The 25,909-nt window shown below is 40.1% G+C and carries 24 protein-coding genes and 1 pseudogene; 5 read left to right on the plus strand and 20 right to left on the minus strand.

What is annotated here, in order from left to right; translation table 11 throughout:
- The first annotated feature begins 192 nt into the window (after positions 1–192).
- Positions 193–906: an expansin ExlX gene (gene exlX / locus AC6EJC_RS18515; protein ID WP_444955226.1), complete on the plus strand. Its 714-nt coding sequence runs from the start codon at positions 193–195 to the stop codon at positions 904–906.
- 222 nt (positions 907–1,128) lie between these two features.
- Positions 1,129–3,390: an AraC family transcriptional regulator gene (locus AC6EJC_RS18520; protein ID WP_444955227.1), complete on the plus strand. Its 2,262-nt coding sequence runs from the start codon at positions 1,129–1,131 to the stop codon at positions 3,388–3,390.
- Positions 3,391–3,493: 103 nt separating this feature from the next.
- Here AC6EJC_RS18520 and AC6EJC_RS18525 read toward each other — a convergent pair whose 3' ends face one another.
- The 5 genes from AC6EJC_RS18525 to AC6EJC_RS18545 all read right to left on the minus strand — a co-directional run bounded on the left by AC6EJC_RS18525 (position 3,494) and on the right by AC6EJC_RS18545 (position 9,118).
- The gene (locus AC6EJC_RS18525; protein ID WP_444955228.1) at positions 3,494–5,035 is read right to left on the minus strand and encodes an extracellular solute-binding protein; all 1,542 of its coding nucleotides are present in this window, start codon (positions 5,033–5,035) and stop codon (positions 3,494–3,496) included.
- A 109-nt stretch (positions 5,036–5,144) separates the two neighbouring features.
- Positions 5,145–6,038 carry a carbohydrate ABC transporter permease gene (locus AC6EJC_RS18530; RefSeq protein ID WP_061830389.1) on the minus strand — a complete coding sequence of 298 codons (894 nt, stop codon included), beginning with the start codon at positions 6,036–6,038 and terminating at the stop codon, positions 5,145–5,147.
- An 18-nt stretch (positions 6,039–6,056) separates the two neighbouring features.
- On the minus strand, positions 6,057–7,052 hold the full coding sequence (locus AC6EJC_RS18535) for an ABC transporter permease (RefSeq protein ID WP_444955229.1): 996 nt from the start codon (positions 7,050–7,052) through the stop codon (positions 6,057–6,059).
- Between the two features lie 234 nt (positions 7,053–7,286).
- Positions 7,287–8,063, minus strand: a complete 777-nt coding sequence (locus tag AC6EJC_RS18540; RefSeq protein WP_444955230.1) for an NAD-dependent epimerase/dehydratase family protein — start codon at positions 8,061–8,063, stop codon at positions 7,287–7,289.
- 167 nt (positions 8,064–8,230) lie between these two features.
- On the minus strand, positions 8,231–9,118 hold the full coding sequence (locus AC6EJC_RS18545) for a DMT family transporter (RefSeq protein ID WP_444955231.1): 888 nt from the start codon (positions 9,116–9,118) through the stop codon (positions 8,231–8,233).
- A gap of 217 nt (positions 9,119–9,335) precedes the next feature.
- On the opposite strand from AC6EJC_RS18545, the gene AC6EJC_RS18550 reads away from it, so the two are divergent.
- Entirely contained in the window at positions 9,336–10,085 is a 750-nt protein-coding gene (locus tag AC6EJC_RS18550; protein WP_444955232.1) for a YdcF family protein, read from the plus strand.
- A 104-nt stretch (positions 10,086–10,189) separates the two neighbouring features.
- On the opposite strand, the gene AC6EJC_RS18555 is transcribed toward AC6EJC_RS18550, so the two are convergent.
- Positions 10,190–10,651, minus strand: a complete 462-nt coding sequence (locus AC6EJC_RS18555; RefSeq protein ID WP_444955233.1) for a 2-thiouracil desulfurase family protein — start codon at positions 10,649–10,651, stop codon at positions 10,190–10,192.
- Positions 10,652–10,894: 243 nt separating this feature from the next.
- A complete protein-coding gene (locus AC6EJC_RS18560; RefSeq protein WP_444955234.1) occupies positions 10,895–11,311 on the minus strand; it encodes a NucA/NucB deoxyribonuclease domain-containing protein in 417 nt (138 codons plus the stop codon).
- Positions 11,312–11,606: 295 nt separating this feature from the next.
- Between AC6EJC_RS18560 and AC6EJC_RS18565 the strand changes: the two are divergent.
- Positions 11,607–11,810 (plus strand): annotated as a pseudogene (locus AC6EJC_RS18565) (RNA polymerase subunit sigma-70); the annotation flags it as partial.
- On the opposite strand, the gene AC6EJC_RS18570 reads toward AC6EJC_RS18565, so the two are convergent.
- The 7 genes from AC6EJC_RS18570 to AC6EJC_RS18600 all read right to left on the minus strand — a co-directional run bounded on the left by AC6EJC_RS18570 (position 11,781) and on the right by AC6EJC_RS18600 (position 17,968).
- The gene (locus AC6EJC_RS18570) at positions 11,781–13,448 is read right to left on the minus strand and encodes a recombinase family protein (protein ID WP_444955235.1); all 1,668 of its coding nucleotides are present in this window, start codon (positions 13,446–13,448) and stop codon (positions 11,781–11,783) included. The pseudogene AC6EJC_RS18565 and the gene AC6EJC_RS18570 sit on opposite strands and share 30 nt — an antisense overlap.
- Before the next feature lie 66 nt (positions 13,449–13,514).
- On the minus strand, positions 13,515–13,661 hold the full coding sequence (locus AC6EJC_RS18575; RefSeq protein ID WP_155766947.1) for a hypothetical protein: 147 nt from the start codon (positions 13,659–13,661) through the stop codon (positions 13,515–13,517).
- Between the two features lie 223 nt (positions 13,662–13,884).
- Positions 13,885–14,097: a hypothetical protein gene (locus tag AC6EJC_RS18580; RefSeq protein WP_444955236.1), complete on the minus strand. Its 213-nt coding sequence runs from the start codon at positions 14,095–14,097 to the stop codon at positions 13,885–13,887.
- A 304-nt stretch (positions 14,098–14,401) separates the two neighbouring features.
- Entirely contained in the window at positions 14,402–14,626 is a 225-nt protein-coding gene (locus AC6EJC_RS18585) for a hypothetical protein (RefSeq protein WP_044645149.1), read from the minus strand.
- Between the two features lie 36 nt (positions 14,627–14,662).
- A complete protein-coding gene (locus tag AC6EJC_RS18590; protein ID WP_444955237.1) occupies positions 14,663–14,911 on the minus strand; it encodes a hypothetical protein in 249 nt (82 codons plus the stop codon).
- A 902-nt stretch (positions 14,912–15,813) separates the two neighbouring features.
- Positions 15,814–17,589 (minus strand): hypothetical protein, encoded by a 1,776-nt coding sequence (locus tag AC6EJC_RS18595; protein ID WP_444955238.1) that lies wholly within the window; start codon positions 17,587–17,589, stop codon positions 15,814–15,816.
- 157 nt (positions 17,590–17,746) lie between these two features.
- Entirely contained in the window at positions 17,747–17,968 is a 222-nt protein-coding gene (locus tag AC6EJC_RS18600) for a DUF5659 domain-containing protein (protein WP_372238124.1), read from the minus strand.
- Between the two features lie 899 nt (positions 17,969–18,867).
- On the opposite strand from AC6EJC_RS18600, the gene AC6EJC_RS18605 reads away from it, so the two are divergent.
- Positions 18,868–19,749, plus strand: coding sequence for a DNA-binding protein (locus tag AC6EJC_RS18605; RefSeq protein WP_444955239.1), 882 nt, complete (start codon positions 18,868–18,870; stop codon positions 19,747–19,749).
- 162 nt (positions 19,750–19,911) lie between these two features.
- Here AC6EJC_RS18605 and AC6EJC_RS18610 read toward each other — a convergent pair whose 3' ends face one another.
- The 6 genes from AC6EJC_RS18610 to AC6EJC_RS18635 form a co-directional block, all read right to left on the minus strand.
- Positions 19,912–20,241, minus strand: a complete 330-nt coding sequence (locus AC6EJC_RS18610) for a hypothetical protein (protein ID WP_043882133.1) — start codon at positions 20,239–20,241, stop codon at positions 19,912–19,914.
- Positions 20,242–21,501, minus strand: a complete 1,260-nt coding sequence (locus AC6EJC_RS18615) for a WXG100 family type VII secretion target (RefSeq protein WP_444955240.1) — start codon at positions 21,499–21,501, stop codon at positions 20,242–20,244.
- A 539-nt stretch (positions 21,502–22,040) separates the two neighbouring features.
- Entirely contained in the window at positions 22,041–22,190 is a 150-nt protein-coding gene (locus AC6EJC_RS18620; protein ID WP_322152961.1) for a hypothetical protein, read from the minus strand.
- Between the two features lie 5 nt (positions 22,191–22,195).
- Positions 22,196–23,533: a helix-turn-helix domain-containing protein gene (locus tag AC6EJC_RS18625; RefSeq protein ID WP_444955241.1), complete on the minus strand. Its 1,338-nt coding sequence runs from the start codon at positions 23,531–23,533 to the stop codon at positions 22,196–22,198.
- A gap of 769 nt (positions 23,534–24,302) precedes the next feature.
- Positions 24,303–24,920, minus strand: coding sequence for a recombinase family protein (locus AC6EJC_RS18630; protein ID WP_444955242.1), 618 nt, complete (start codon positions 24,918–24,920; stop codon positions 24,303–24,305).
- Between the two features lie 276 nt (positions 24,921–25,196).
- On the minus strand, positions 25,197–25,538 hold the full coding sequence (locus AC6EJC_RS18635) for a hypothetical protein (protein WP_342426901.1): 342 nt from the start codon (positions 25,536–25,538) through the stop codon (positions 25,197–25,199).
- Positions 25,539–25,909: the final 371 nt, after the last annotated feature.

Raw genomic sequence — 25,909 nt, forward strand, 5'->3', positions numbered from 1 at the left:
GCAAACTGTCTGCGAAAAAAAGCACAGTTCTGCCATTTCCCAAAACACGCCATATGGCCTATGCCCATGTTGACAAATATCTTTTATATTTTCTTTTTGCCTCAAAGTCCTATTGTATAATTTGAAATATTAGGTAATATAGTGTTTATATTTACTATATAAATCTATTAATTGAACAAGGAGGAAATGATTATGCAAAAAAAATCTGCGTTCCGAAAGTTCAAAACCGTCGGTCTGACGTCGTTGCTAAGTCTTGTTTTGTTCGCCCTTCCCGCTTCAGCTGCTTGGAATGATACATACACGGGATACGCTACATATACAGGATCAGGTTACTCTGGAGGGGCATTACTGCTTGATCCCATCCCTTCGGATGCCAAGATTACAGCGCTTAACCGGACACAACTGAATTATAACGGAATCAAAGCCGCATTAGCTGGAGCCTATTTAGAAGTTCAAGGCCCTAAAGGGAAAACAACCGTATATGTAACGGATCTTTACCCTGAAGGTCCAAGTGGTGCGCTCGATCTGTCCCCGAATGCATTCAACCTGATCGGTAATCAAATTGATGGAAAAATCAATATTTCGTGGAAAGTTGTCAAAGCTCCGGTTAGCGGCAATGTCTCCTACCGCATTAAAGAAGGCAGCAGCCAATGGTGGGCAGCCATTCAGGTACGCAATCATAAATATCCGGTCTTGAAGATGGAAGTCCAACAAAACGGACAATGGCTCAATCTCGAAAAACAGGATTACAACCACTTTCTGGGTACTAATTTAGGAAAACAGCCTCTAAAAATACGGATTACCGACATTCGCGGTGTCGTGCTGAACGATACGATCCCAGCTCTAGCGGAAAATGGCACAGGTGAAGCCTATATCGTTAAAGGTAACGTTCAATTTCCTGACTGATTGAAGTACCGTCATCTTTCCTTCTTTTATTTGAACAGACAAACCCGGCCGGGAACCGACGCAATCCAATGCGTATAAGTGTTCCTGGCCTTTTTACGAAAAGATCATTATTTTTCACAAAGAATCGGTTTGTTCACTGTCCTGTTCACAGGATCACACGTATAATGAATACATAAATAGGGTGTACTTTACAGCTACGTGCACACAGACAGGAGGCCTGCCATGAGCAATTTCAAAAAGCATCACAAGCTTCACAGCAAATTGCTGGTCAGCATCACGTTATGTATTACGCTAACGTTGCTGGTATCTACCACTGTGTATTATTTCTACTATATTCGCGTGGAAAAGGAGCAGGCGTTCGAGGCCAATCACAACAGCTTAACGTTGAGAAGCAAAGAGGTCATTAACATGACATCCATTGCTCAATCGTTGGCATTTCAAATGTATCGCAGCAGTACCCTGTCCAAGTTGTTGTATTATCCCAAACCCAATGTATATGATGTAACCGCTGCCATGACTGAATTAAATAATTATCTTAATTCCATGCCGTATATTGAATCCATCTATGTGTACAATCCTAAAAGCGGTACCTTCTACATTGCATCCTCACAAGGTCAAAACGGATTATTCAGCAAAAATGAACTGGCTGATACAGATATCATTCGCGTACTGGATCATTATCAGGACTATAAACCATTTACGCCTATCCCACGCACGTATCCGCTGCTGTCTGCCTCAGACTCCGTAGCAGGAGCAGAGCAAGCAAGCCCAGATATCGCAGCTTATACGTATTTATGTTATGACGCAATTAACTCGAACGAAGCGATAAATTCGGCTGTGATTGTGAATGTGTCTGCGGCTTGGATGAACAAGGAAATGGCGGCAAGCCCAACCTCAGGCGGAGCGGCTTATATTTTAGACGATCAGGGCAGACTGTTGTCCGGTATAACACTGACGGACGAATCTTTGAACGAAAAAGAACAGCAATGGTTGCACACCAGAGTCAAAAAACAGGAAACAGGCTATTTTGTAGAAGACTTTCATGGTAAAAGATCACTCATTTCCTACACCTCCCCGGATGGACTAGGCTGGCAGTATATTAGTGTCACACCATATGAAAGCGTTATCAAAATGGCGAGTGTTATTCGTAATGCGATGGTACTGATAGCCGCCATCATCGCACTGGCAGGATTCGTGGCTTCGTGGCTGCTGTCCAAAATGTTGTATACGCCTATTGGCCAAATCGTTGTGCATATGAATTCACTGGAATCGGAGAAACGAAACAGCATGTACACAATCCGGCAAAACATTTTACGGAATGTGATCCGGGGAATCCGAAATCTTCCTGCCGGAGAAGAACCGGAACGATTGCGCGAGCTTGGGATTACGTTCCAGTTCGACAAAGACTACCGCCTTGTGCTGCTGCGAATAGATGAATATGCCCGGTGGCAAAGGGAACGTGGACCTGACCTGCTACCCTATAAATTTGCAATCATGAATATCGCTTCCGAAATATGTGGGCAGACATACCGAGTGGAGACCGTTGATATGGATGAGGACAGCGTCCTACTGATGCTCAACATTCTCGATCCCGCGGAGCATACAGACACTGTACTGCTGGAAACCTTATTACGCCAAATACGCGAAGCTTGCTTTGAATATTTGAAATTGAGTGTATCACTGACCTACAGCGCCATTACAAGTCAACCAGAACGGCTGCATCTGCTGTACCGCCAGGTACAGGACGCATCTATGCACCGATTTTTTCAGGGACATGGCTGTATTATTAATGCGCAAAACACTACAGAAGAAGATATCCAAAATACTTACGTATATCCAGCCGATAAAGAGAAAAAAATGCTGGATACGCTGCTATCTGGTCATACGAAGGATGCACACAGTATGTTCAAAGACTTGCTGATGCATATGGAAAAATATCCGTTTTCCTCTGTTCAGGTGGCGATATCCCGGCTCATCATGAGTGTAAATAATGCTGTTCGGCATATAAGTGAGCTCAATGGATTTGCTATGGAATCTAAACCCGAATTACCATCCGCAGATCGGTTAGAGACCGCCGAGGATCTTATTGATCATTACCAATTGGTCTTTGATCATGTTCGCTCCAGTCTATCGGAAAAACGAAATACGAAGCAGGAACGACTGGTACGGCAAATTAATGAACGAATGGAACAAGGTTATACGAATCCTAATTTCTGTCTCAATCAGATTGCGGAAGAGCTGGATATGTCGCCAATCTATGTAAGCAGACTTTATAAGCAGCAGACCCTGTCCACCATTGTGGACGTCATCCAGCAGCTCCGTATACGCAAGGCCTGTGAGTTGCTGGAACAGACCGACTGGTCGGTGGCTGACGTGGCAGAACAAACCGGATTTGCGAGCAGCTCTTATTTCCATCGCTTGTTCAAACGTAGCTTGGGCGTAACACCGACAGATTTTCGCCGTTCTAAAGCGAATGCGCAATAAGTAAACTGCTCTCAACGCCATTAAAAATAGACTGACATAAAAAAGCAAGCCTCCAACTTTCTGGAGACTTGCTTTTCTTCTTTATATCACAATTCTTTATGTTTTATTTAATCCCCTTCTCCTTCACGTAGACTTCCCATTGTTTTGTATATTCCGTCTGGATTTTCTCCAGCCCAGCTTGGTTTGCCTTTTGCAAGAAAGTCTGCAAACCTTGATCGACGTTGTCAATCAACCCAGCTTGGAGCGGATACAGATATTGCTTCTCAACCTGCTCCAGAGCCGCTTTCTCAGCTTGGTAGGTCGTATAGTCCTCTGCAAAGCCGGTAAACAGGTCAGGCTTCTGAATTTTATCCAGCTCGGCAAAAATCTTCTTCACACGGTCAAAGCCTGAATCAAACAGCATGTATTCCGGGTTACGCCAAGCCCAACTGTTCATACCTTCCCTTGAAAAACCGTTCGTACTGCCGCTACCTATCATATGATAGTAACCATCTTTGACTTCGTAGTTTTTGCCTTCAATACCATATTGCGTGAGCAAGTTATAGCGTTTGTCCGTCACAAGCTTTTCATAAAAAGCCAATGCGCGCGCCGGATTTGGGCTGCTTTTTGGAATCGCAAAGCCGTTATGAATCGGATGCACTGGAGTTGCATAACCTGTCGTCAAAGGGAATGGGTAGTACTCGAGCTTCCAGTCCGGGTGAGATGCTTTGAGCTTAATGACCATATCATTAAACCGGGTTGGATTGTCACCGAAAATACTCGCTGCTTTACCAGAAGTCACTTGATCCTGAAGCGTATCTTTTACGTTTAATACGTTTTTGGGAATGAATCCTTTATCGGCCCAGCGTTTGTAAGTGTTCAGCTCTTCCTTTTGTTCATCCGAGCCCCAATATTTATAAACTTCTGTTGGTTTTTCGTATTTAATACCGATACCATAAGGCAGTGTGCCCACGCTCTTTGTTACTAATTCGGTATATCGATCATGCAGATTTCCCTTGATATCGCTGTTCAGAGATACGGTTTTCATATTTGGCTCATGCTGACGTATCCCATCCATATAAGCCTCGTAACTTTTCATATCTGTCGGTTTAGGCAAATTGTACTTCTCACGTAAATCCTCACGCCATACAAAACCGTTTGTGACATATTCTTTATACGTGCCAGGCACGGTGTAAATTTTACCCCCGATTTTAACGCCATCCCACATGTCCTGAGGCACAAATTTTTGCAAAGCAGGTGCGGCCTTTGGCAACAGATCGTCTAGCGGCAGGAATGCGCCCTTCTTGGCATAGGCCTGATACTGCGTCCAATCTGCAGTGAAGATCAGGTCGATAGGCTGACCCGAAGACAATAACAGCTTATATTTTTGATCCCAGTCTGTCCACGTCGTATAGTTAAATTTGACGGTGGCATTCAGATCTTTTTCCGCCAACTTATTGATTTCTGCCTCAATGGTAGGCAGGTCCTTAGGAGCATCCCCGAGCATATAAAATTGCAGCTGCACTTTCTGAGACTTGTCATCCTCTCCATTTGCTTTTTGAGCGCTGTTTCCGCTACCGCCTCCACATCCGGCTAATAGCGCCATGATGACCATTACTGCAACCAGGATGGACATGCGTTGTTTTCTTTTCTTTGTGAATGTCATGTGAATCCTCCCTTTGAAATGGTAATCTATTTAAATAAAACGCTTACAAAAAGTGTTGCTTAGATGCCACAACGTCAGCACGCCATGCCATCCCAACCTGAATTCCGTCTTAGCCTTTTACAGCACCGATGGTCAATCCCTTAACAAAATAGCGCTGAATGAACGGATACAGCAGTAAAATGGGCCCGGTAACCACGATAGCCATTGCCATTTTGGTCGACTCCGTCGGCATATCGTTGGAAAGGGATACGCCAGTACCTGCACCCATTTGAGCGATAAATTGCATGGAGTTGATTACATTATACAGATAATATTGCAACTGGTATTTATGCGGATCGTTAATAAAGAGTGAGGATGAGAACCAGTCATTCCAGTAAGCCAAGGCCAGAAACAGTCCTACAGTAGCAATACCCGGCGTAGATAAAGGCAGCACAATCCGATAGTAAATTTTAAAATCACCCGCACCGTCAATTTTAGCGGACTCGAATAACTCTTCCGGCATCGAGGAACGAATGAAGTTTTTCATCAAAATGATCAGAAACGGAGTCATCAGTCCCGGGAAAATAAGCACTGTATACGTATCAAGCAATCCTAAATACTTTGTCAGCATAATGTACCAAGGCACCAACCCGCCTCCGAACAACGTCGTAAAGTAAATATAGAATGAGAACGCGTTCCGGTATTTAAAATCTTTACGTGCCAGCACATATCCTGCCATCGTCATCAGGAACAGGCCCAACGTCGTGCCTACAACAGTGGTAAAAATCGTCACCCCGTACGCCCGTAATACCTCTTCAGGAAAGGTGAACACCGTCCGGTATCCTTCCAGCGAAAATTGCTGTGGAATAAAGTGATATCCATCCCTGATAATCGATTCATTACTGGTCAGTGAAGCCGAAATAATAAGTAGGAACGGGAGTAGACAAGCAATTGAAGCAATAATGATAATCACATAAGAGATTATTTTAAAAATTCGAGTATATACATCCTCTTTGATCGCCATCCGTTTGGGTCCTCCTTTCTAGAATAAGGCATATTCGTCGTTCAACTTGCGGATGATGTAGTTCACAGTCATGATCAGTACAAAGCCAAACAATGATTGGTACACGCCTGCCGCCGAGGCCATACCCACATCAAAAGTCACTTTCAACGAACGGTACACATAAGTATCCAAAATATCCGTCGTATTGTACAGCACCCCGTTGTTGCCGATTAACTGATAGAAAAGATCAAATTGTCCTTTCATAATACTCCCAAGCGCAAACAACAGCAGCACAACGAATGTCGACTTGAGCATAGGAACGGTAATGTACCAGATTCGTTGAAAAATGTTGGCTCCGTCCATTTTGGCCGCCTCATAATATTCGTCACTGATACCTGTGATCGCTGCCAGGTAGATCACCATACTGTAGCCGAGATTTTTCCACAGATAGAACAGGATAATCAGGAAAATCCATACCCATGGTTTGTTGTATACATCCACGCGTTCACCGCCAAATTGCAGCAGCAGCGTATTCAGAAAACCATTATCATAATTAAATATGTTATATACGATGACACTTAGAATAACGAAAGAAACAAAATAAGGCAGGAACATCACAGATTGAGCGATCTTTTTAAAGTAGCGGCCTCGCAGCTCATTCAGCAAAATAGCGAGGACAATCGCTAACATGTTGCCGAGTAAAATAAACGCCGCGTTGTACCCGACCGTATTTAATGTCAGTTTTGTCAGTGTGCCGGATTGCCATAGAAAGCGAAAATTCTGGAGTCCGACGAACTTGGCATCAAACAGGCTAGTATTGAAGTCGAACTGGGTAAATGCATAATAAATACCCACCATAGGAATGTATGAATTAATGAAGAAAAAAATTAAAGTAGGTAACAACATCAGAAATAATACCCGATTGCGGATCAGTTCATAGAAAAAACCGTGTTTCCTGCCCGTTCCCAGCCTCTTACCGTCCAGGCGGGAATCCGTCGTAAGCATTGCAGAATTTTTGGGCATAGGCTGATTCAATGTGAGTCACTCCCCCTCTGTATACGTTACCGACCGCAAGGTTTGTAGCACCGCCGCCGTATAACTGCATTTTATGTAAGCGCATTCAAAATGGAAAGTGAAGCCTCTCTTGCTTCATGAACAAAGGAGTGTCCTGAGGAGTGAACAATTCGGATATTTGTGAAGTTTTGTGTGATATGAGGCGCCTGATCGACGCCTTGAGCCCATTTACAAAGCATATTTGAACGATCTGCTCTATTCCTTTTGCCCACCCTGGAAAGTGGTTTCATCCTGTTTCACCCGAAATCCGATTTTCTTTGCCTGCTCCAGCAGCTCGGCGGCGTTATCCTGCGGCTTATATCCGATTAGTTCTTCCAAGTAGCCAATGTCATAATAATTATCCGTATTGGCTGACGTACCGTACAAATTAAGATAGCACATTTCCGAACAGGCTTCGATACAGCAGATGGTCAGACGGATCATATCGCGCTCGGAAATCCAAATATGAGCTGCACGCTCCGAATGGGGCAGATCATCCCCAGGAAAATTTCCGATACGGATATTAATTGAAGATATTTTGCCCTGATCGGCATACAGCCGTCCCAACAGTTCAATGTAGCACTTACTCAATCCATAAAAACTGTCTGGTCGGTAGGGATCTTCTACATCGATGGTTTCGCCTACTTTATAAAACCCTGTGGCATGATTGGAACTGGCAAAAATAATGCGCTTTACCCCATTTTTCACCGCAGCTTCATACAGCTTATAGGCTCCGCTAACATTGCCAGACAAAACCTTGCCAAGGAAATCCCCTTCATCCTTGATCCATGCAAAATGCAGTACCGTATCCACTCCGCGCGTAAGCTCATCCAGTCGTGCGGCATCGTGTATATCCATTTCAACAATTCCAGCCTCTTCATCCCTCTTCAAGTCAGCGGCGGTTATTTCATATGTCCCTTCCGCTTTTAGCCCTTCATACAGTACTTTCCCAATTGTGCCCGCTGCTCCCGTAATCAGCAATTTGCGTGTCATTGTGCGCTTCTCCCTTCTTTGTTTAGCAACGTGCCGTCATCCATAGCTTAACCAACTCCCCAGGGAGGGAACCTCGTTCCCATCATTCATTGCATTCTATCATATATAAAAAAGGACCCTGCTACTGTGCAGAGTCCTTACTTGTTACTATTTTTAGGTTACTATTTTCAAGCTTGCCGAACTACTCTCGCTCTGCGATTAACTAGATAAATGCTAAATCCGATTAATACCAGACCGATCAGCAGAAAAGCCGTAATCGCTTCGTGAAGCATCAAAGAGCTGACAAATACTGAAATCACAGGCACCAAAAACGTATAGGAGGCGACCTTACTTGCATCCCCCGAATTAACCAACGTGAAATACAGCAACCATGATAGCGAAATCCCCAGCACAGTCCCGAATACCAGCCCTGACACATAGGGAACATTCCACACGATGTCCGACCAGCTTTCCGTTACCGATCCAGCTCCCGTTAACACGATGCCTCCAAGTGTACATTGAAATGCAACCAACCACAGTGAATCCACACGCTGGTTTACCTTTTTCACATATACCGTTCCCAATGCCCAGCTCACTGCTGTAATAATGGCGATGATTACACCTGCCACAGCCACATGTCCTGAAAATCCTCCGACACTGACAGCTGCAACGCCCAAAAATCCGATGACCAATCCAATCACCTTGAGTCTGGACATCGCTTCCCCCAGCCACATCCATGCAAAAATGCCGACCAGTACAGGCTGGAGATATACCAGCACAGAAAACAAGCCGGATGGTACGTACATCAGTCCCACCGTTTGCAGACCATAAAACAGTACCACGTTAAAAACACCTGAAATAGCATACACCCGCCAATTTTCTTTCCAACGAATGCGATTCCATCTCGGTACTAAAATTGCTCCCAATAGCAGGCCGCCCAGCAGTGTACGTAGCCCTGCAAACAAAAGTGGAGGCGTGAATTCCAATGCGACTTTATAAATGGGCCAAGAAATGCCCCACAATACAACCAGTAGCGCGATCATCATCATCCGCTTGGCTGTCGTTAACTCTCCCATGACACTCTCGCTCCTCTATGAAAAAAATCACTAGACTTTATATATTACGCCTACAGAACAACTTTATCAAACAAAAATATGTATTGGAAAGCCTCCAGCTCTCAAGCACGCTTGTTCATCGAGGTATGTCTTCGGACAGAGGAATCCAGTCATTTGCCTATGTTACAATATACCCAAAAGATAGATAAAGCTTATAAGGATAGGAGGTTGTCTGCACTTGATTTATATCATCAAATTTTTGTACAGCTTCGTGCTCCCTCCCGGTTTGTTTATCCTCGTGATGGCAGGGCTCGTGATCTGGCTATGGAAACGGGCGCGTAAGCCTGCTGTCGTACTGCTCCTTGTCACATTGCTACTGTATGTTTCCTCCACCAATTTGGCTGGAGATCTGCTAATCAGTAGCCTGGAAAAGCAATACCCACAGCCCCGTACCGTTCAAGGCGATGTCATTGTCGTACTTGGGGGCGGAGCTACAGAGGGAACCCCCGACATCAATGGACAAGGTAATCTGCTAGGGTCTGCGGCCAATCGACTACTCACTGCGGCCCGACTGCACGAAGCAACAGGCTTACCTATTCTTTTTTCCGGTGGACAAGTGTTTGGAGACAGTGGTAATGAAGCGAATATTGCCCAAAGGCAACTGCTAGGACTCGGTATTCAGGCAAAGGATATCCTGATCGAAAACCGTTCCTTGAACACACAGCAAAATGCCGTATATACATCCCAAATTTTGAAACAGCACCAGCTCACAAAACCTGTTCTGGTGACCTCTGCATTCCATATGCCACGTGCTGCGCTGGAATTTCAGCGTGCAGGCATGCAGGCCACAGCTTATCCAACCGACTATCTGGCAAGTGAACATCTGTCACTCTATGCTGGCAAGCTCTCGCCGTCTGCTGGAGCCATGTCTACAACCGGAACAGCCCTCAAGGAATATCTAGGAATTCTTGCATTAAAGCTTAAATAATGTGATGTCTATATAGTATAGCGGCACACAGCACAAACAAGCGTCTTACGCTCGCAGGTATAAGCCTGTAAGCTGTCAAGGCGCTTGATCTACCGTTACATATTCTAATGCAAGAAAATATCGGTTATTTGCTCTTCTGATATTACCTTAAAGCCTTCCTTTTTTAACAAAGCCGAGGTTACCCCGTTACCTGCTATTTTACGGTTTTCGAATGACCCATTATAGATAGCTGCTGATCCGCAGGACGGACTGTTTTCTTTTAAAATAATAAGTGTTGCGTTAACCTCTCTGGCTATATTCAAAGCTTCGTACGCACCTCTAATGTACATATCACTGACATCGTTGCCCGAAAACTCGATCACCTTGGCTGTGCCGTTCAGCACATCCTCCCCTGTCCCTCCAACAATCTCAGCAGGCTCTCTAGGAGTCATAAAGCCCCCCAAAAGCTCAGGACAGATCGTCATAGCTTTCTTTTCCTCTACCAACTTCTGAATATGTACATCCAGGCTATCCGTCCCGTTATATCGCACCTTCATGCCCGCCAAACACGAACTTACCAGAATCATTAGTTTCCACCTCATATCCATTGCTTTCACTATTAAGTAATTAAAGTATAAACAAATTTTCTCATAGAGTCATCGTACGAAATTTAAACTCGCTTCTTCTATCTCTCATAACAGCCACTGCTTCTGGGTGACGTCCAATAAACCAAGCGAAGCTCTCCCGTAATAAGGATAACTCCGCTCGGTTTATGTGCATCTTAGGTCTGTTCTGCCTGGGCCAACATACCGACCGATTCCTAACTCGTACTAATTTACTATAAATTCAACTCGCGTTCCGTCTGGATATTCGTCCAGCTGATGACTTACCCATGATCCTGCACCCCGATTATCACTAGGACTTATATAGCGAATATCTGCGCCAGCCCCTCCTTCTGCACACATCGCCATCGGCCACTCGTCACGGTCGTATCCTTTTTTGGTCGGATACCCCTTCAAAGACTCCTTGCGATTTTCCTCGGCTCCGTCACGGTCAATTGTACAAACCGAAGAATGCCCGGCTGCAATGGCATCCCTAATGTGCGCCCCCGTTTCCGGATAACGAGAGGTCGGAAAATTCAAAGTATACTCTGCTGCCACTCTCTGCGTGTTCATCACGGGTTCTGCATAAGCACTTTGTACGGAAAAAATAGCGGCCAGCAAAAAAACAATGAGTCCGCGTAGCATTTCACACCTCCATTTTTTGTTATTTGCCTATAGAGTACAATTTTTCATGTGGATGTGTGTGAATTTTTTGGTATTTTTATGTAAAAAAACTCCATCCATACAATGTTGATAGAGTTCCTAACGTTTCGAATTATGTATTGGAGGTTGCTCAAGTAAGATATACCTGTAAATTGTTACGGAGCAGTTTTCGGAGTACAGGCACGGATGGGCACCTGCCTACATACAATAAACAGACCGCAAGCCCGGTAAGTAACAAAGGCCGGTAAGTTCGCAACTACCTCAGGAGGTGTCATCCGTGCCCGGACTATTTAGCGCTATCGCTCTGTTCATCAAGGAATTGACGCTACTCGTTTCCTACGTGAAAAACAACGCCTTTCCGCAGCCATTGACTGAGAAAGAGGAAGCTCGACACCTAAAGCTGTTTGCCGAAGGCAACGCCCATTCCCGTAATACACTCATCGAGCATAACCTACGGCTGGTGGCTCATATTGTGAACAGGTTGTGTTCCAGAAACAAAGTAATTATCTTTTGAAAATCCATCCACCATTCTGTTTAGGAACCCATAGAAGGATAAGCTAAATTGTTTCTTTTCATGGTCATATCGGATTATAATTTCATCAATCAGATTTTCCACAATCCTTCTTTTTATCTCTGGTGCTAATTCATTGTTTAATACTTTCTGATATTTAGATACCATCACTTTAATGACATCCTCAGACATCGACTGCCGATTCAATAAAGATATTTTTTCCTCAAGTCGTCCAAGTTCTCCTTGAATTCTTTTTACCTCTTTATTTAAAGTGGTCATATCAGTTTCCAATTCATCCTCCTCAATAACCCCTTTCCTAAACATAAACTTTATTTTCTCTCTTTCCTTTTCCTTCTCTTCTACCTGTTTTTCGAAGATATTTTTCAAATTCATGAGTTTATCTGTAGCATGGCTATCCTTTTTTGAAAGATCATTTTTTAGGTGTTCAGGATTGTTCAGAACTTTCACAATTATTCCCCATATATACTCATCAAGAATTTCAGTTCGGATCACCGGAATATCGCACTTTTCTACCCCTTCACCATACCTCTTGGGGTATTTGTTAGCACATCTGTAAATGGGATAACTCTTCTTCTCACCGTTTTTAGCTTTACCCGGATAGCTTGTTGCTTCCCACACACGTCCACAGTGACTACACTTGATTAACGATCTTAACAAATAATGGTGCTTCACATTCCGACCTGTACGTGTAAAATTAGTTCGCTTCTTTTTCTGGGCAAGTTCAAAAGTTCCCAAATCTATTAATGGAGGCACATCTACACTTATCCATTCTTCCTTATTCCTTATAGTGTAAGTCTTTTTAGCTTTACCTGATGCTGTTTTTTCACCTTTAATCTTCTTCGTTGATCTGCGGTTATAGTAATATTTACCGATATAAATTTCTGAAGTCAGGACGCGACCAATAGAACTGGCACTCCACTGCTTACTTTCTGCTCGTTTAGGAACAGCGCCCATCAAATATAAGCTCTCACCAATCTGTTTCATCGTTTTGGAGTCATGAACATACCAATGATAGATAAGTTGAACGAATTTAGCTTCCTCTTCATTGATTATAAGCTGACCATCAACAAGATCATATCCATAAGGTGCTACACGCATTGGCATAATTTTTTTGTCTTTTTCAACTGCTCTGAGCCTACCACGCACAGTACGCTTTTTAATTAGGGATAACTCATACTGAGCAATAGACGACATCATGTTAAAAAACAACTGGCCTTCAGGTGTGTTTTTATATTCTGTATCTACGAAAATAAGCTCTACATCATGTTTTTCAAGCTCGCGGCAAATAATGAGTTTGTCGGTCAGATCTCTTGTCAGCCTGTCGGGATGCGTCACAATTAACGATTTGATTTTACCTAGCTTAATGTCTTGCATCAAACGGTTAAGAGCAGGACGATCAATGTCCTCCCCTGTAAACCCTTCTTCTTGATAGACCTGTAGAGTATTTTCCTGAATTCCTAATTTACGTGCCTTATTAAAACAGATCTCCACTTGACCTTCCAAACTTGTACCCTCGGAAGCTTGCATTCCTGTAGATACTCTTGGATAAATAGCCGTTATGTAAGCATTCAATTGTCTACACCTCACTTTGTTTTGTGTTCATTATAAATCCTATGCTCATTACTGTATATAAATAAAGAAAAAACGATGCTGTTACACATCGTCTTCTCTTTTTGTTGATTGATTACTTATTTGTTCAAGTATAATTTCTAGGACATTCTGCAATGGTTTATCATTATTTATGTATTGGTCTGATACTGGATTAAAAACAGGGACAAAGGTGAATTCATTCTTCTTCATTGTTATACACCACCCGTCTTTAAGCTCACATGGATAGTGTATGAACGATGAGATTGTCCCTATGTCACGGCTACATCCTTGAATAATCCGATGTATAAATATCACATTCCTCTAAGCTATGTATTTTTGTCAAAGTGCTTACTATGTGTTGCTATATGTATAATTCAAGCGTTCTAATTTCAATTCTAACCCTTCCTAACTTGCTACCTACTCCAACTACTTCCTAACCGTACACACGCTTTAAAATGGATTCAAGCTCGTCTGAGCAGTAATAATTGTCTAGAAACGTCCTAACAACTTCATATGGATAATCTTCATCCATTATGGCTGTCATAATGAATCTTTTTGGCTCTATATGTATTCCATCTGTACTCAATTGACCTGCTACAATAGCATATTCGTTTATAAGGTCTTGCAGGGAAATTTGTTTACTCAAATATATATCCTCCAATTTTTTGCGCTGTAAAATGCCAATTTTATAAACTATCCGTTGAAAACTAACCAGAGGAATCCATACATTAAAGCGATTAGTCCTATAATACCGAACAAGCAAAAAAGTAAAAGCATGAGAACAAATTTTTTACCTTCCATAATAAACACCTCATTAAAGAATATAAAAGAAGTCAGCTACAATCCAATCAACTTTACACAAGAAAGGAATATGTAAAAGGATACTATAGAATGTTGTATCCAAACATGCTAGCCAATCAAGCACATCACCTCCTTTTAATGTATGATAATTATTTTTGTGTATAGCTACGTTTAAACTGTTTTACAAAATTACTACTGGTATATTCCGTACTCGCATTAGCGAATTCTAAGAATAAATCAGCGTTTTTTACGGCAAACTCCATTAGCATATCATGACGACATTCCAAATCATATTCTGCTTTCAAGTGTCCATCATGCTCCTCGTATCCCAATACGCTTTTAATAAATTCATTTGTTCCTTCAGTATGTGGCATTTTCTATCTCCCCTATTAATTTTTAAAATGCTTGTTTTACTGCATTTTTGCTTCTACGCCTTCGACAAATCCCATATATGTATCAAAGCTAATCAATCTCTCAGAGCTTGCATGCATTCGATCCTGTAGATACTCTTTAAAATCTTTGAATAGCCCATGTTCATGAATGAAATCCAGAACTACTTCATATGATTCTTCGTATCCCTCAACTACTTTTTCAAGTGATTCATTTTCCTTTTTAAGCGAAACAAATTCCTCTGGTGTCAGCGTGATAGCTTTATTCATTTAAAATTCTCCTTGTTTATGTATTGTTATATTTTATATAATTCTGGCTTACTTCATGTGAAGCCAATCCAACACTAGCTCAATCCACATCCCCCCTTTCAATAAACGCCTCTATGGTAAGTCTATGCGGCTATATGTAAAACGTAAAGGTGAGTCCCTAAATCAATTTTAACGCTCATAACCCTATATATTTATCTATGAATAAACAGGTGTTATCCTTCCTATACAAATACCCATCCCAAAACGAAGCATCTTAATTTCCTATAGATTATTAATGGACGCACTAAAGACAAGCCAAACGTCAATCCATTGACCAATACATTGCCTGTTCTGTTATCTCCCTGTCAACTAATCTGGCTCTGTGACTATAATCCCTAAAAATTTATGTACAACAAAGCAATGGAATCAAAATCAGCTTCCACATCTATTTTCTACTTCTGCAACGGTAACGATTAGAAAACTCCCCTTATCGGGTCGTGTTCCAACATTTGCTCCACAGCATACGCTATGTTGCTCATTTGTTTACTTTAAACCTTATCCCATCCAACGTTTCAGATAATCCATGTTCAAACTAAATAATGCGTACATAATTATGAAACTCAATTAACCCGATTTACACATTTCACCAATCTCATCATTGTAATTAAAAGTTTGATTGAAATATAGGCGAAAAAGGCATGTTTTTGACTATAACTCATAAAAATAAATGTGTAAAAAACATAGATAAACATTGAGTTTTTTACCAATCTCGCCATTTTTCTATATATTATATATAGAGGGATTGGATAGATTAGTATTCGATCAAGTTCAATAATCTAAATTAGTATATCCTCGTATGAGGAGAGACAAGGTATTGGAAATGTTTTCTCCAATATCCTTCCCTCGCATAAGTAGTTGAAAGATCACAACCTGATAATAGAGCGGTATTCAATTCGAATCTGTTTTGTGCTTATGTACGATCGAACTAGGCTTAAGTCCTTATTGATATATCTTGAAAAATGACTGCTTTTTATATTGAATTGCTTGGCTATATCTCTCTTTAGATACGTTCCCGGTGGCTGTTTAAGTAACCAATCTACAATTTTCTCTGTCATTGTATCTTCTTTTGATGATCCTGAAGCATCGTTTAATTCATGTCTGCTAACAAAATCATCTACAGTTAATGGGATTGGCCTAGCTATCTTGATATGTTTCAATTGCTTGGCTACTCCGTTAAAAACCTCTTCTTCGCTTGTCACTATGTATATTTCTGCTTTGGGCTTAGGATTACGCTGTACCCGCTTCACTGTCTGGTACATCTCTGCAATGATGGTAGCTTGCCTGATTTTCTCTAGGTCAAGATTTTTGAAGGATTTAGTTTTCCCCTTTTTAACAACACCTAATCCAATTCTCCAATCATGCTTATCCGCGTACTGACACAAATGTATGATATGAGACTCAAAACGTGGATTAGGCGTACCAAGCAAGTAACAGCAATCGAAGTCGCGCCATGTGTTCTTACCTATCAGATTCCCATACCAGTTAACCGATATAGTTTCGCCATTATATTCATCTCCAATAGCAATGTCAGTGAATCCAACTTGCCTGAGTTGACGAATAAAGCCACCTTCATCACCGTTATCAGATAACACGAACTCTTTCTGTAAAACAATCAAATACCGCTTCCCAAGCTTATAGTTACGTTTGATAAAATTCGATACCTTTTCAAAGTATTCATTCTGATTAGTTTCAGTGTTCAGCTTCTTATGAATGCTGGTTTTGCTGGTGTTGAATGTAATGTGCGTTATAGTTGAGCCTGAATGGTCTACAATCCTTGACTGCTTATCCAAAATAAATTTGATATTTCCATTTTTCACACTGTATAGATGGTCTATTTGTCCGTTAGCGTCCAATATTATGTTGTTGGCTAGACAAAACAGTCTGTGATTTCTGTTATATGTACTGAGTGAATGATAATTGTAATAGCATGTATTTTGATAGAATAATTGAAGTCTTTGAACAATGCCCATGAGATTATTATAGGTTGCTAAACCTTTGTTACGGATAATCTCAAATTTATTTTTATCTAAGGAATTAGACAACTCGTAGACCGACTCTAAGCTATCAATTCGGGGATGACACCTTATGATCCCTGTGCTTGAGAGCTTTTTCCCTTCACTTGTCTTCATTCGCTCACATTCATTAACCTGATCAAGCAAACCACTGACCGCATCATACAACAAGGGATGAAGAGTATGCGGTAAAATAGAAAATAGATTGTTATACTCCGACCTACTGAAACTGACAATATCGAAGTCAATACGTTCGTCTATGACTTGTGTGTGTCTGCCCTCTGTGAACCATTGTCTTAGTTCATTGTTTTCACACAGCATTTTATAGCGTGAATGTGTAATAATGAGAACATCCGAGTCACGTACAACCTCAAGATTCTGCCTATAGTAACTCCAATTGTCAGAGGTAATCCCAATAACATGCTGACCTTTGCCTGTAATTCGTACGCTACTGTCTCCAAATCCTTGGTATAACTTGTCTACATTTTCACCTATGTACTGAGCGGAATCTTCAACATCTTTAGCAAACCGCTTTACTAATAGAAACTTCCTATATGGCTTCCCATGATTTTGTCCTGTGAACTGGTAGGACTCTATGTAATCTCTCAAAATCTTATTTGTTTCCACAGACTTCCCTAATGAAGCCTCCAAATCAATAACTACAAACGTATTCGGATCAGTTTCCCCTTCTAATATCCTCCATTTCATATTTAAAATTTTATTTGTATACTTCTCACCGTAAACGTCATCAAATGTTGGAATAAAATGATTAGAATGTATTGGTTTAGCCCCTTACTGGCATTCTGTTGGCATACTCATGAAACTCATGATCGGTTTTATAATCTGCCATTGCCTGTTGTAAGCGTTCACTAGAGCAAAACAAATAAACATTCCTGTCACTCTTCAAATCATCACCAATCGCAACCAACATAAATCCCTTCAATTGAAGATAAAGAGATAGTTTGCGCGAATGAATGACAGTTGTCCCATTAGAAATATAGATCACTCCTGTCTTTTCGATATCCAGTTTTCAAAGATCGCACAACAAATAAACTTAACAATCCATTTCAAAAAGAAAAAATAAAGATAATATTAAGTTTGCCAATCCTAAAATAGTTTTATTTCATCTATCCGATCTAGTATGTATTCTATCTACTTGCTGTATTTTAAAATCTACTTTTTTAATTGTAACCGTGGTAAAGCAATATGTATTGTCAGCTACTACTCAACTTTCATTTTCTTTGGTTCTGTTTCACCTTCGCCTCACTTTGTTTCTCCTTTCAATTTATTGTTTCACTTCTATGTCACTATTACAGTATAGCATATACTCCCTTAATTACAAGTTTTTTATATACTCTATTGATATATTTTCGGTCAGGCATTTTTGTAGTCGCGAAAATATGCCTATATTAAAGAACGAGAATTCCAATTCACTTATTTGGCTACTCGTTTGATCCAGATTGACCGTTTTTTTTAATTTCTTCCTAATCTGGAATTGTCGTTCATTGTTCGAATGTTATCCCCTTCTTTTGGCATATTTTCTAAGGTCGTGATCCGAATTGCAACGTGGAGGAAGAGCAGAAACATACGAACAATTAATCTTCCCATGTAGATTTCGTAAAATAACTCAGTCAAATTAAACTTTTCATCTGAATATCAAGTTTGAGAGTCAACGATCTTCCAATACAGCCAGTATGATAATGACCTTTGCCTACAGTAAAAGGATTGCCAAACTTATCCGGGTCGAGCATTCGCCTTTTACTGTTTATTATGCAACAGAAAGCCGCCCACTATAGGTGTTTTTATAATGAACGTGAACTTGTCACCGAGTCACTTAACTACGTAATTGACCATTGTCCAATAATGCTATATTATTGGTTAAAAATGTAATATGGAGGAAGATGCATGTTCAACTCGGCAGTTTTGGAATCAGTAAGCGATATAAACCTTTTGACTGACATGTTGCGAGCAGAATTTTCACTAGAAGATTGGGATGCTATGGTACATATTGCGGACAAGCTTTATTTGTCGATTAGAACTTTGTATGATGAAAACCAACTTAGGCAAGCAAAAGGTCAACCAAAAATTGATACCAAAAAACTTAAACGAAGTGTCGCCTTCTATTTTGGATATGCAATGGTAGCAAAAGGTATCGCATTACAGAAGACGGGTGATTACACAGCAGCCAGAGATTGCATCGAAAAGTACACTGAATTGGGCTGGATATACGGATTGGACGAGGAAGGGCAAGCTGATGTGGCTCATTTCAGGATGCTTGCACGAGCAAATACATACGTCCTTGACTTGTTGGAAGGAAAGATGGATACGCTTCCTGAATATGTTCAATTTATACATCAAAGTGAAGAAGAAGAGTTGTTGCCGGGAATCATAACGATTTTGGAGGCAGCTATAAAATACGACTATAACGTTGATTGGGCATTAAAAGAATTTCAACCTACTCTGGATTCCTTAGACGGAAACTACGAAACAGATGCCAATATACGTTATTATATAGACCATCTCTATCTAATGGCTCTATATAACCTCAAAAATGCAAATTATTCTAATGCACTAAATATATCCCTCAAGGCTTTGGGAATGTCTGATAAACTCAAAGATGATACAGGGTATAAAAAACTCAATGCATTATTTGTATCTTTTAGTGTTCATGCAACTAAAGATCAACTGGAAGCATACAATGTATTGAACAATAAAATCTTGGGGAGGGTGCTCAAAGATGAAAAAGGCATTATGTATGATGGCAGTAGCTTTGTTTCTGCTCGGTAGCGTGAGCAACATAGGAGCGTTAATCGCCCCGAACAATCATGGAATGAATAGCTTCCAACTTGACAATCATGGAATGAATAGCTAGATTCGTACATTTTAAAATTGCACCGAAGAAAGGGTGTATCCAATTTGTATACACCCTTTAATCCAAATTATCACTACCTACCCTATAAAAACAACTGCTTCCTTACGCTGAAACGCGCTAGGCAATTTTTCTATGAGTGTTATTACTCGTTCAACGAGTTTATTTTTGTGATCCTCCTCTAAATTTCTTTCTGCCCAATTCTGAAGTTGTCGAAGCTCAGACAAAATATTTGGTAAGTCTTCCTCCTCAACATCAACTCCTGTTGAAAACAAATCTATCCATTGTAATCCTAAAGATTCGATAGCTGGTTGCCAACATTCATTAAAAAATGATTCTGACGCAACGGGAAGAAAAAAACTTTTTTCAAACTCATTTTGTGGTTCGAGTATCATAACGCTAACTGACATTTATTTTCCTCCTCCAAACTGGACACTAAATTTATAATCTGGAAACTCCTTTTTAAGCTGATTTAGGCTGTTCTCGGCAGCTTTTCTCAATTCAGGTGTATCACCATTTAATCTAAATACAAATTCCCGAATATCTTTAATACTATCGAGATGTGGGATATCAGATGAACTATTTTTTGTTGCTCTTGTAGTAAATGCATTATTTTCTAGTTCATTAATTCGATTTCGAGTCTTCTTTAATAATTGTTTATCCGTAAATTCTTGGGGCGTTTGAGCAGGTAAACCTGTCTTAGGATTTACTTTATCTAATCCTTTCGCAGATTTATCTTCATAGAATATTTTCTTTTTCAAATCAATTTCATCGAATTCTCCTATTGATTCACCTTTTTTATTGACAATCTCCACTTCTTTTGGATTTTTTATCGTAGAAGGCGATTGACTTGTCACTTCATGATGTACGGGGGAACTTGAAGGCTTTGAATTTTTACCTCCACCTTCTCCCTTCGCCATCTGCCACAATTCTGCTGAGCTTTTCCCTATTCCGCTTGCGCCTTTAACTGCGGTTGTACCTCCATGCGCTGCTAAAGCCGCTGAGCCTATCAATCCAGGTATTCCGATTATACTACCAACTCCAGTAGATGAAACAGCAACTGATAATCCTTCTCCACCTGTTCCAACGATTACCTCACCAGCACCCTGCAAGGTCGTAGCTACGTGGCCGAGAATTTCACCTACTTTAGCAGCCATAGGATGATCATAGTCACGGTCTTTGTCAGGCAGCATCCCCAAGGTTAAATCTTCCTGAATAGCTCCTTTTGCTCCCTGAGCAGTATCCCACAGAATTTCTCCTTGAAGCTTACTAGCTTCCATCTGAGCTTCGGCTTTTGTGATCTCAGCTTTACCGATCTGTTCAAAAATTTTATGTAGCCAACCTTCGCCGCTTGGTGCCGTTTTAACAGGCACACCATTCCCTGGCACATCCAGTACAACTTTTTCTCCATCTACCTGTGTGAAGTTTTTTGAAATAAAAATGAGTTCTTGTGCAACCGTAGAAAGTCGTTCAAGTGTCACGCCCATGGATTGTCTAGAGACCTGAAAATCTTGGAAAAACCTCTCTCGGGTAGCACCAGACCAACCATGTTGGACAAAATCAATTCTTTCATTCAGTAAATTCAACATACGTTCCATTTCGTGTTTACCATGCAAGAACTGGTCAGCCACTTCCATTAGCTTATCAGGTGGAACCAATATTCTCCCCAATTGATCACGTCCATTTTAATTTAGATGGAAATAATCTTATCAGAAGGAGATGTTTAGGGATATCCATCCACTATCCTGTTATTTCCTTTTTATATTATGTGACCAATGGACTGAAATAAACAGGTTACTATGTCAAAAGTATTATACCCCTTGTTATAATTTACATGGATCAACGTAGCACTATTAGCCTTAAACTTCGTCCATCAACCATATCCTGCTATACTCAATCCATAAGAATATGCCCTTAACCAGCTCGTCTCAACTTTCTGGTATGTATAAAGGCATTCATGTCTGAACATATTTAATGTTCAGACAATTAATTCTTCGAATTTTTCACTTTAGTGATATTTATGGCAATAACACTAATTAGAACGATGCCATAATAAGAGTGCTATCTAAGTTGCTTCAATTCCTCACATTTTCATTCCCTAATCAATCCCTGACATACAAAAAAGGCTAGACAGAATAACCATCTAACCTTCACTTAATTTTTTATGGTTTAATGAACATGAACATTCCTTACTATTTATACAAACATACTAACTTCCAATATGCCATCCAAACACTTGGATACCACCTTTAGAAACTGCCTGTGACATACCAAAATCTTGAATGCTCATTGTTTGTGTGCTTGCTATTAATACCAATAAGAAAGTAGTCGCGATCAACCCTTTAATTATGCGTTTCATATACATTACCCCATTTCCACTAAATTACGATACTCCACTTTTGCTTCATTTGTGACATATTGCCGATAACGTTCAAACATTCTCACGCAACGAAGTATAGAGTGCTCATTATTTATTATAGTGGATATTCTCATACAGTCTAATAAGTAGACAATTCCCTTTTCGTACTGACCATTGGTCAAATAATAGTCAGCCAATTCACTCAAAAAGCCAACAAGTTGATTATTAATATTCTGCTTGTCATTTGTTTGCCTTCCTTCTTGATCATGTATGTTGGATATTTCCCACTCAAATTGACTCAAAATACTGTCTACATTTAATTTATAACGATTGGCTACTATCATTATATTCCACAGACCCGGTAGTAATTCCTCTCTATTTGTTGAGATAAGATCAATATATAAGGGGAGCACTTCTATATCTCCAGCCATGAGTTTAGTTAAACATATATTAGCCTCGCCCCATTCTTGAAACAGGCTTTTCCAGCGTAATGTTTCTTCATCGGTCTCTTTCACCCAATCCAAATCACAAGACTCATACGCAATTTGTAACGCCAACTCATATTTTCCTTGTTCATAATAAACGCCGCCAATAAGTGATCTACTGAATGCTATATAAAAAAATAACGGTCGCAGAGTCTTGCGCTCTCCCCTTTGCTGAGACAAGGAGTAGTGAGCTTCCGCTAAAACCCTTAAATCCTTAGCAACTTCCTTAGCGCGATCCCATTTACGCAATGATCGGTACACATTAGCCAAATCTATAAGTGCATCTAATTGATCTATAGCGTCGAGACGTTTGACAAATGATTCAAATTGGAGTGCTGCTTGTAAATTTCTTTCCTGATCGTCTCCAATCCGAATTTTGAATATACGATATTGACAGATAGCTAGGCGTTCAGAATGTTGGTACTTTTCTGCTTCAGCTACCCCCTCATAGAGTATCAATGCCGCTTCTAGTCGTCCCTGCGCCAACAATCCTTCTGCAATTTCAAATAGCTTGGGCGAATACAGTAAATTATCCATGATGGCTCCCACCACTCGACGGATCACACCGAGCTTGTCCAACTCCGCACAGCGATATAAAAATGGCTCAATTCGCCTCATATTCGGAGGATGGTCGATGATGTAGTTTTCTACGAACAAGTCGTAAAAGTGACCCTCTGGTAAGCCCATAGCTTCAGTAATTCGATCAAGCTGATTAATAGACATAGATTTGTTACCTGTTACAATGCTACTTATTATTCCCCTATTCATCCCTGTAATTTGTCCAAATTGCGATAATGTTAAGCCTTCTTGTTGTAGAAATTGTTCCAATTCTGCTCTAATCGTGGGTGTAATTTTCATCGATAAACCACCCTTTCAACGTAGACTAACAATACGATGCATAGTTAAAATTATTATGTAGTTGTGAAACAAGTAGTAAAATACCCTAACGATTTTGATTGTACCATCTTTTGGTACAAAATCATATACTTTTCATATATGTAGTTAAGATACCTTTTAGGATAGTTTGCGATGATTTTATGATTAAGGGTATCGTCTTTATGCATATGTATAATTTATTTAGAAAATCATAATACAACTCATCCAATACAAAGTTATCAGATTAATAGTTACATTCGTATTCCCTTGTAATTTATCGGTATATTCGGTTTAGAATTGATATGTGAAGCAGACCAACAACGTCCACAATTTGCGTATGGTATTGAGTCAAAAAATAAGCTGACTCGCGGAGTGGAAGTGCTATGCCCATATTTGTAGAAGTTAAGTGATCAATTGATTTTTACCACCCCCCGTTCCGGAAAATTTTCCGTATCGGTATCAATGGATTCAGGTAGTGATAACATTTCAAACAATTTACCTACATCTAAGCGGTACAATGTCGTACCAAACTGTTCATATGCTTGAATAGCTGAATCATTCGCTTATAAAATAACTTCAGTGTGTAGAAGGAAGTGCTACTGCAATATTTGGAAATTAAACAGGCGTTTTAGGTGTAAACTATCCCCCTCATTCAAATTAGCGCCAATATATGATTATTAAATCACAAAAAAGCCTAGACATAAATCATCTAAGCCGTGAGTGTGTACGTAGTGTACACATGATTATTATTTTATCCTACTAGTTTCTGTTGCTCATATTCCCTTACCCTACGATAAAATTTGTTAGGCTTCATTTCTACACGCTTCATTGCTTCAACTGCTGTTATGCTGCCTTCCTTCCATTCCTCATATACCGCAATGAAGTCATCACTTATTGCCTGTTTAGGCCGACCAAATACCACACCATTATTTTTTGCTGCTGCTATACCTTCAGATTGTCTACCGTTTATCTTCTCACGTTCACGTTCTGCCATGTAGCTGAGTAATTCAAGCACGATGCTGGATATAACTTTCTCCAAGCCATTATGATATTGTCTGGTATCAAGGATAGGCATATCAAGAATAACAATGTGTGCGCCTATCTCGTGCGTAATATCTTGCCATTCACGTTTGATTTCTTCTGCATTCCGTCCAAGTCTGTCTAGTTCCTTGATGAACAGAATGTCGCCTTTTCTAAGCACACTCTTCAATGCTTGATATTGTGGTCTATCAAAATTCTTGCCGCTTTTCTTATCAATAAAGTAATCTCGTTCCATGATACCTAAATCATGCATTGCTTCCAATTGTCTAGCTTCGTTCTGATCTTTCGTCGATACTCTTATGTAACCATAGTGTCTAATCTCACTCATATGGATCATCCTTTGCTATATCATTGATTATATTATAACAAAACTATGTCAAAACGTATGTGTAAATACATGAAATACTTCAAAATTGTTTATATACTATTTGACACGCTTCATAACTATTTTTGACATACGTCAGACAACTATTGCAAAAGGTATACTTTATGACATAGTGTTGAAAAGACCTTGGCTAAATTGAGCATAATAAAAAGGGCAACCGAAGTCGCCCTAGATATTCCAATTATACAATTTAACTTTTAAATCCTTTAGTACACAAATCTATTTACTGTCTTCTTCCTTGATGTAAGTAGCATCATATTGAATGATCGCTTTTGTTTTATCCGTAGTCTTTGAACCATCGTAGACTACTTCATCTTGACTGAAATCCCCTACAGTCTGGATTGATTTAGTATCTTTTACAAACAATCCATCCTTAGTTGATATCTTATCCGGATGATTAAATCCTTCTAATACGTTATCAGGAATTATTGCTTTTGTAACACTATCTGACTCTCCAGAAGTATCGCTGCTAGCAAAAACACTATTAGTAATTACCACAGCGAACGCAATAGCACTAAAAGCGAGAAAAGCCACGCCCCAAGTTCTTGTTTTTACTCTCACAGTAACCCCTTCTCTTCTAATCGATTTATATATCCATATATTGAAATCATATACAATCGACTACTTACAGTCAAATAGTCTGGAGTCGAGATTTCTGTATTTTCGATCTCATGACTAGAAAAATTTCGTAAGTGAATAGCGATAGGGTTGAGGTTAACACTTTATCAACCATATGAGGGAGGATAAGCCGCATCGACGCCCTTATCGAAGCTCAATCGTGAAACTTGGTCTTATGTTCAAAAACTCCTTATTCCATATGGCTTTTTGAGCCATTCTGGTTCAAAATTGTGCCTGAATATATTTACATCGTTCCATATCGAAAAAACAGTGAAAATGCAGACAAATAAAGGGAATTTATAAAGAATTGCTTT

This window comes from Paenibacillus sp. TY11 (genome assembly GCF_059772165.1).

Bases quoted from the DNA above. Each gene is read 5' to 3' on its own strand.
- AC6EJC_RS18585 (WP_044645149.1), bottom strand. From the start codon at position 14,626: ATGCCACATACTGAAGGAACAAATGAATTTATTAAAAGCGTATTGGGA.
- AC6EJC_RS18590 (WP_444955237.1), bottom strand. From the start codon at position 14,911: ATGAATAAAGCTATCACGCTGACACCAGAGGAATTTGTTTCGCTTAAA.
- AC6EJC_RS18555 (WP_444955233.1), bottom strand. From the start codon at position 10,651: ATGATTCTGGTAAGTTCGTGTTTGGCGGGCATGAAGGTGCGATATAAC.
- AC6EJC_RS18525 (WP_444955228.1), bottom strand. From the start codon at position 5,035: ATGACATTCACAAAGAAAAGAAAACAACGCATGTCCATCCTGGTTGCA.
- AC6EJC_RS18560 (WP_444955234.1), bottom strand. From the start codon at position 11,311: ATGCTACGCGGACTCATTGTTTTTTTGCTGGCCGCTATTTTTTCCGTA.
- AC6EJC_RS18545 (WP_444955231.1), bottom strand. From the start codon at position 9,118: ATGGGAGAGTTAACGACAGCCAAGCGGATGATGATGATCGCGCTACTG.
- AC6EJC_RS18610 (WP_043882133.1), bottom strand. From the start codon at position 20,241: ATGTCAGTTAGCGTTATGATACTCGAACCACAAAATGAGTTTGAAAAA.
- AC6EJC_RS18540 (WP_444955230.1), bottom strand. From the start codon at position 8,063: ATGACACGCAAATTGCTGATTACGGGAGCAGCGGGCACAATTGGGAAA.
- AC6EJC_RS18605 (WP_444955239.1), top strand. From the start codon at position 18,868: ATGTTCAACTCGGCAGTTTTGGAATCAGTAAGCGATATAAACCTTTTG.
- AC6EJC_RS18630 (WP_444955242.1), bottom strand. From the start codon at position 24,920: ATGAGTGAGATTAGACACTATGGTTACATAAGAGTATCGACGAAAGAT.
- AC6EJC_RS18620 (WP_322152961.1), bottom strand. From the start codon at position 22,190: ATGAAACGCATAATTAAAGGGTTGATCGCGACTACTTTCTTATTGGTA.
- exlX (WP_444955226.1), top strand. From the start codon at position 193: ATGCAAAAAAAATCTGCGTTCCGAAAGTTCAAAACCGTCGGTCTGACG.
- AC6EJC_RS18625 (WP_444955241.1), bottom strand. From the start codon at position 23,533: ATGAAAATTACACCCACGATTAGAGCAGAATTGGAACAATTTCTACAA.
- AC6EJC_RS18530 (WP_061830389.1), bottom strand. From the start codon at position 6,038: ATGGCGATCAAAGAGGATGTATATACTCGAATTTTTAAAATAATCTCT.
- AC6EJC_RS18575 (WP_155766947.1), bottom strand. From the start codon at position 13,661: ATGAAGAAGAATGAATTCACCTTTGTCCCTGTTTTTAATCCAGTATCA.
- AC6EJC_RS18520 (WP_444955227.1), top strand. From the start codon at position 1,129: ATGAGCAATTTCAAAAAGCATCACAAGCTTCACAGCAAATTGCTGGTC.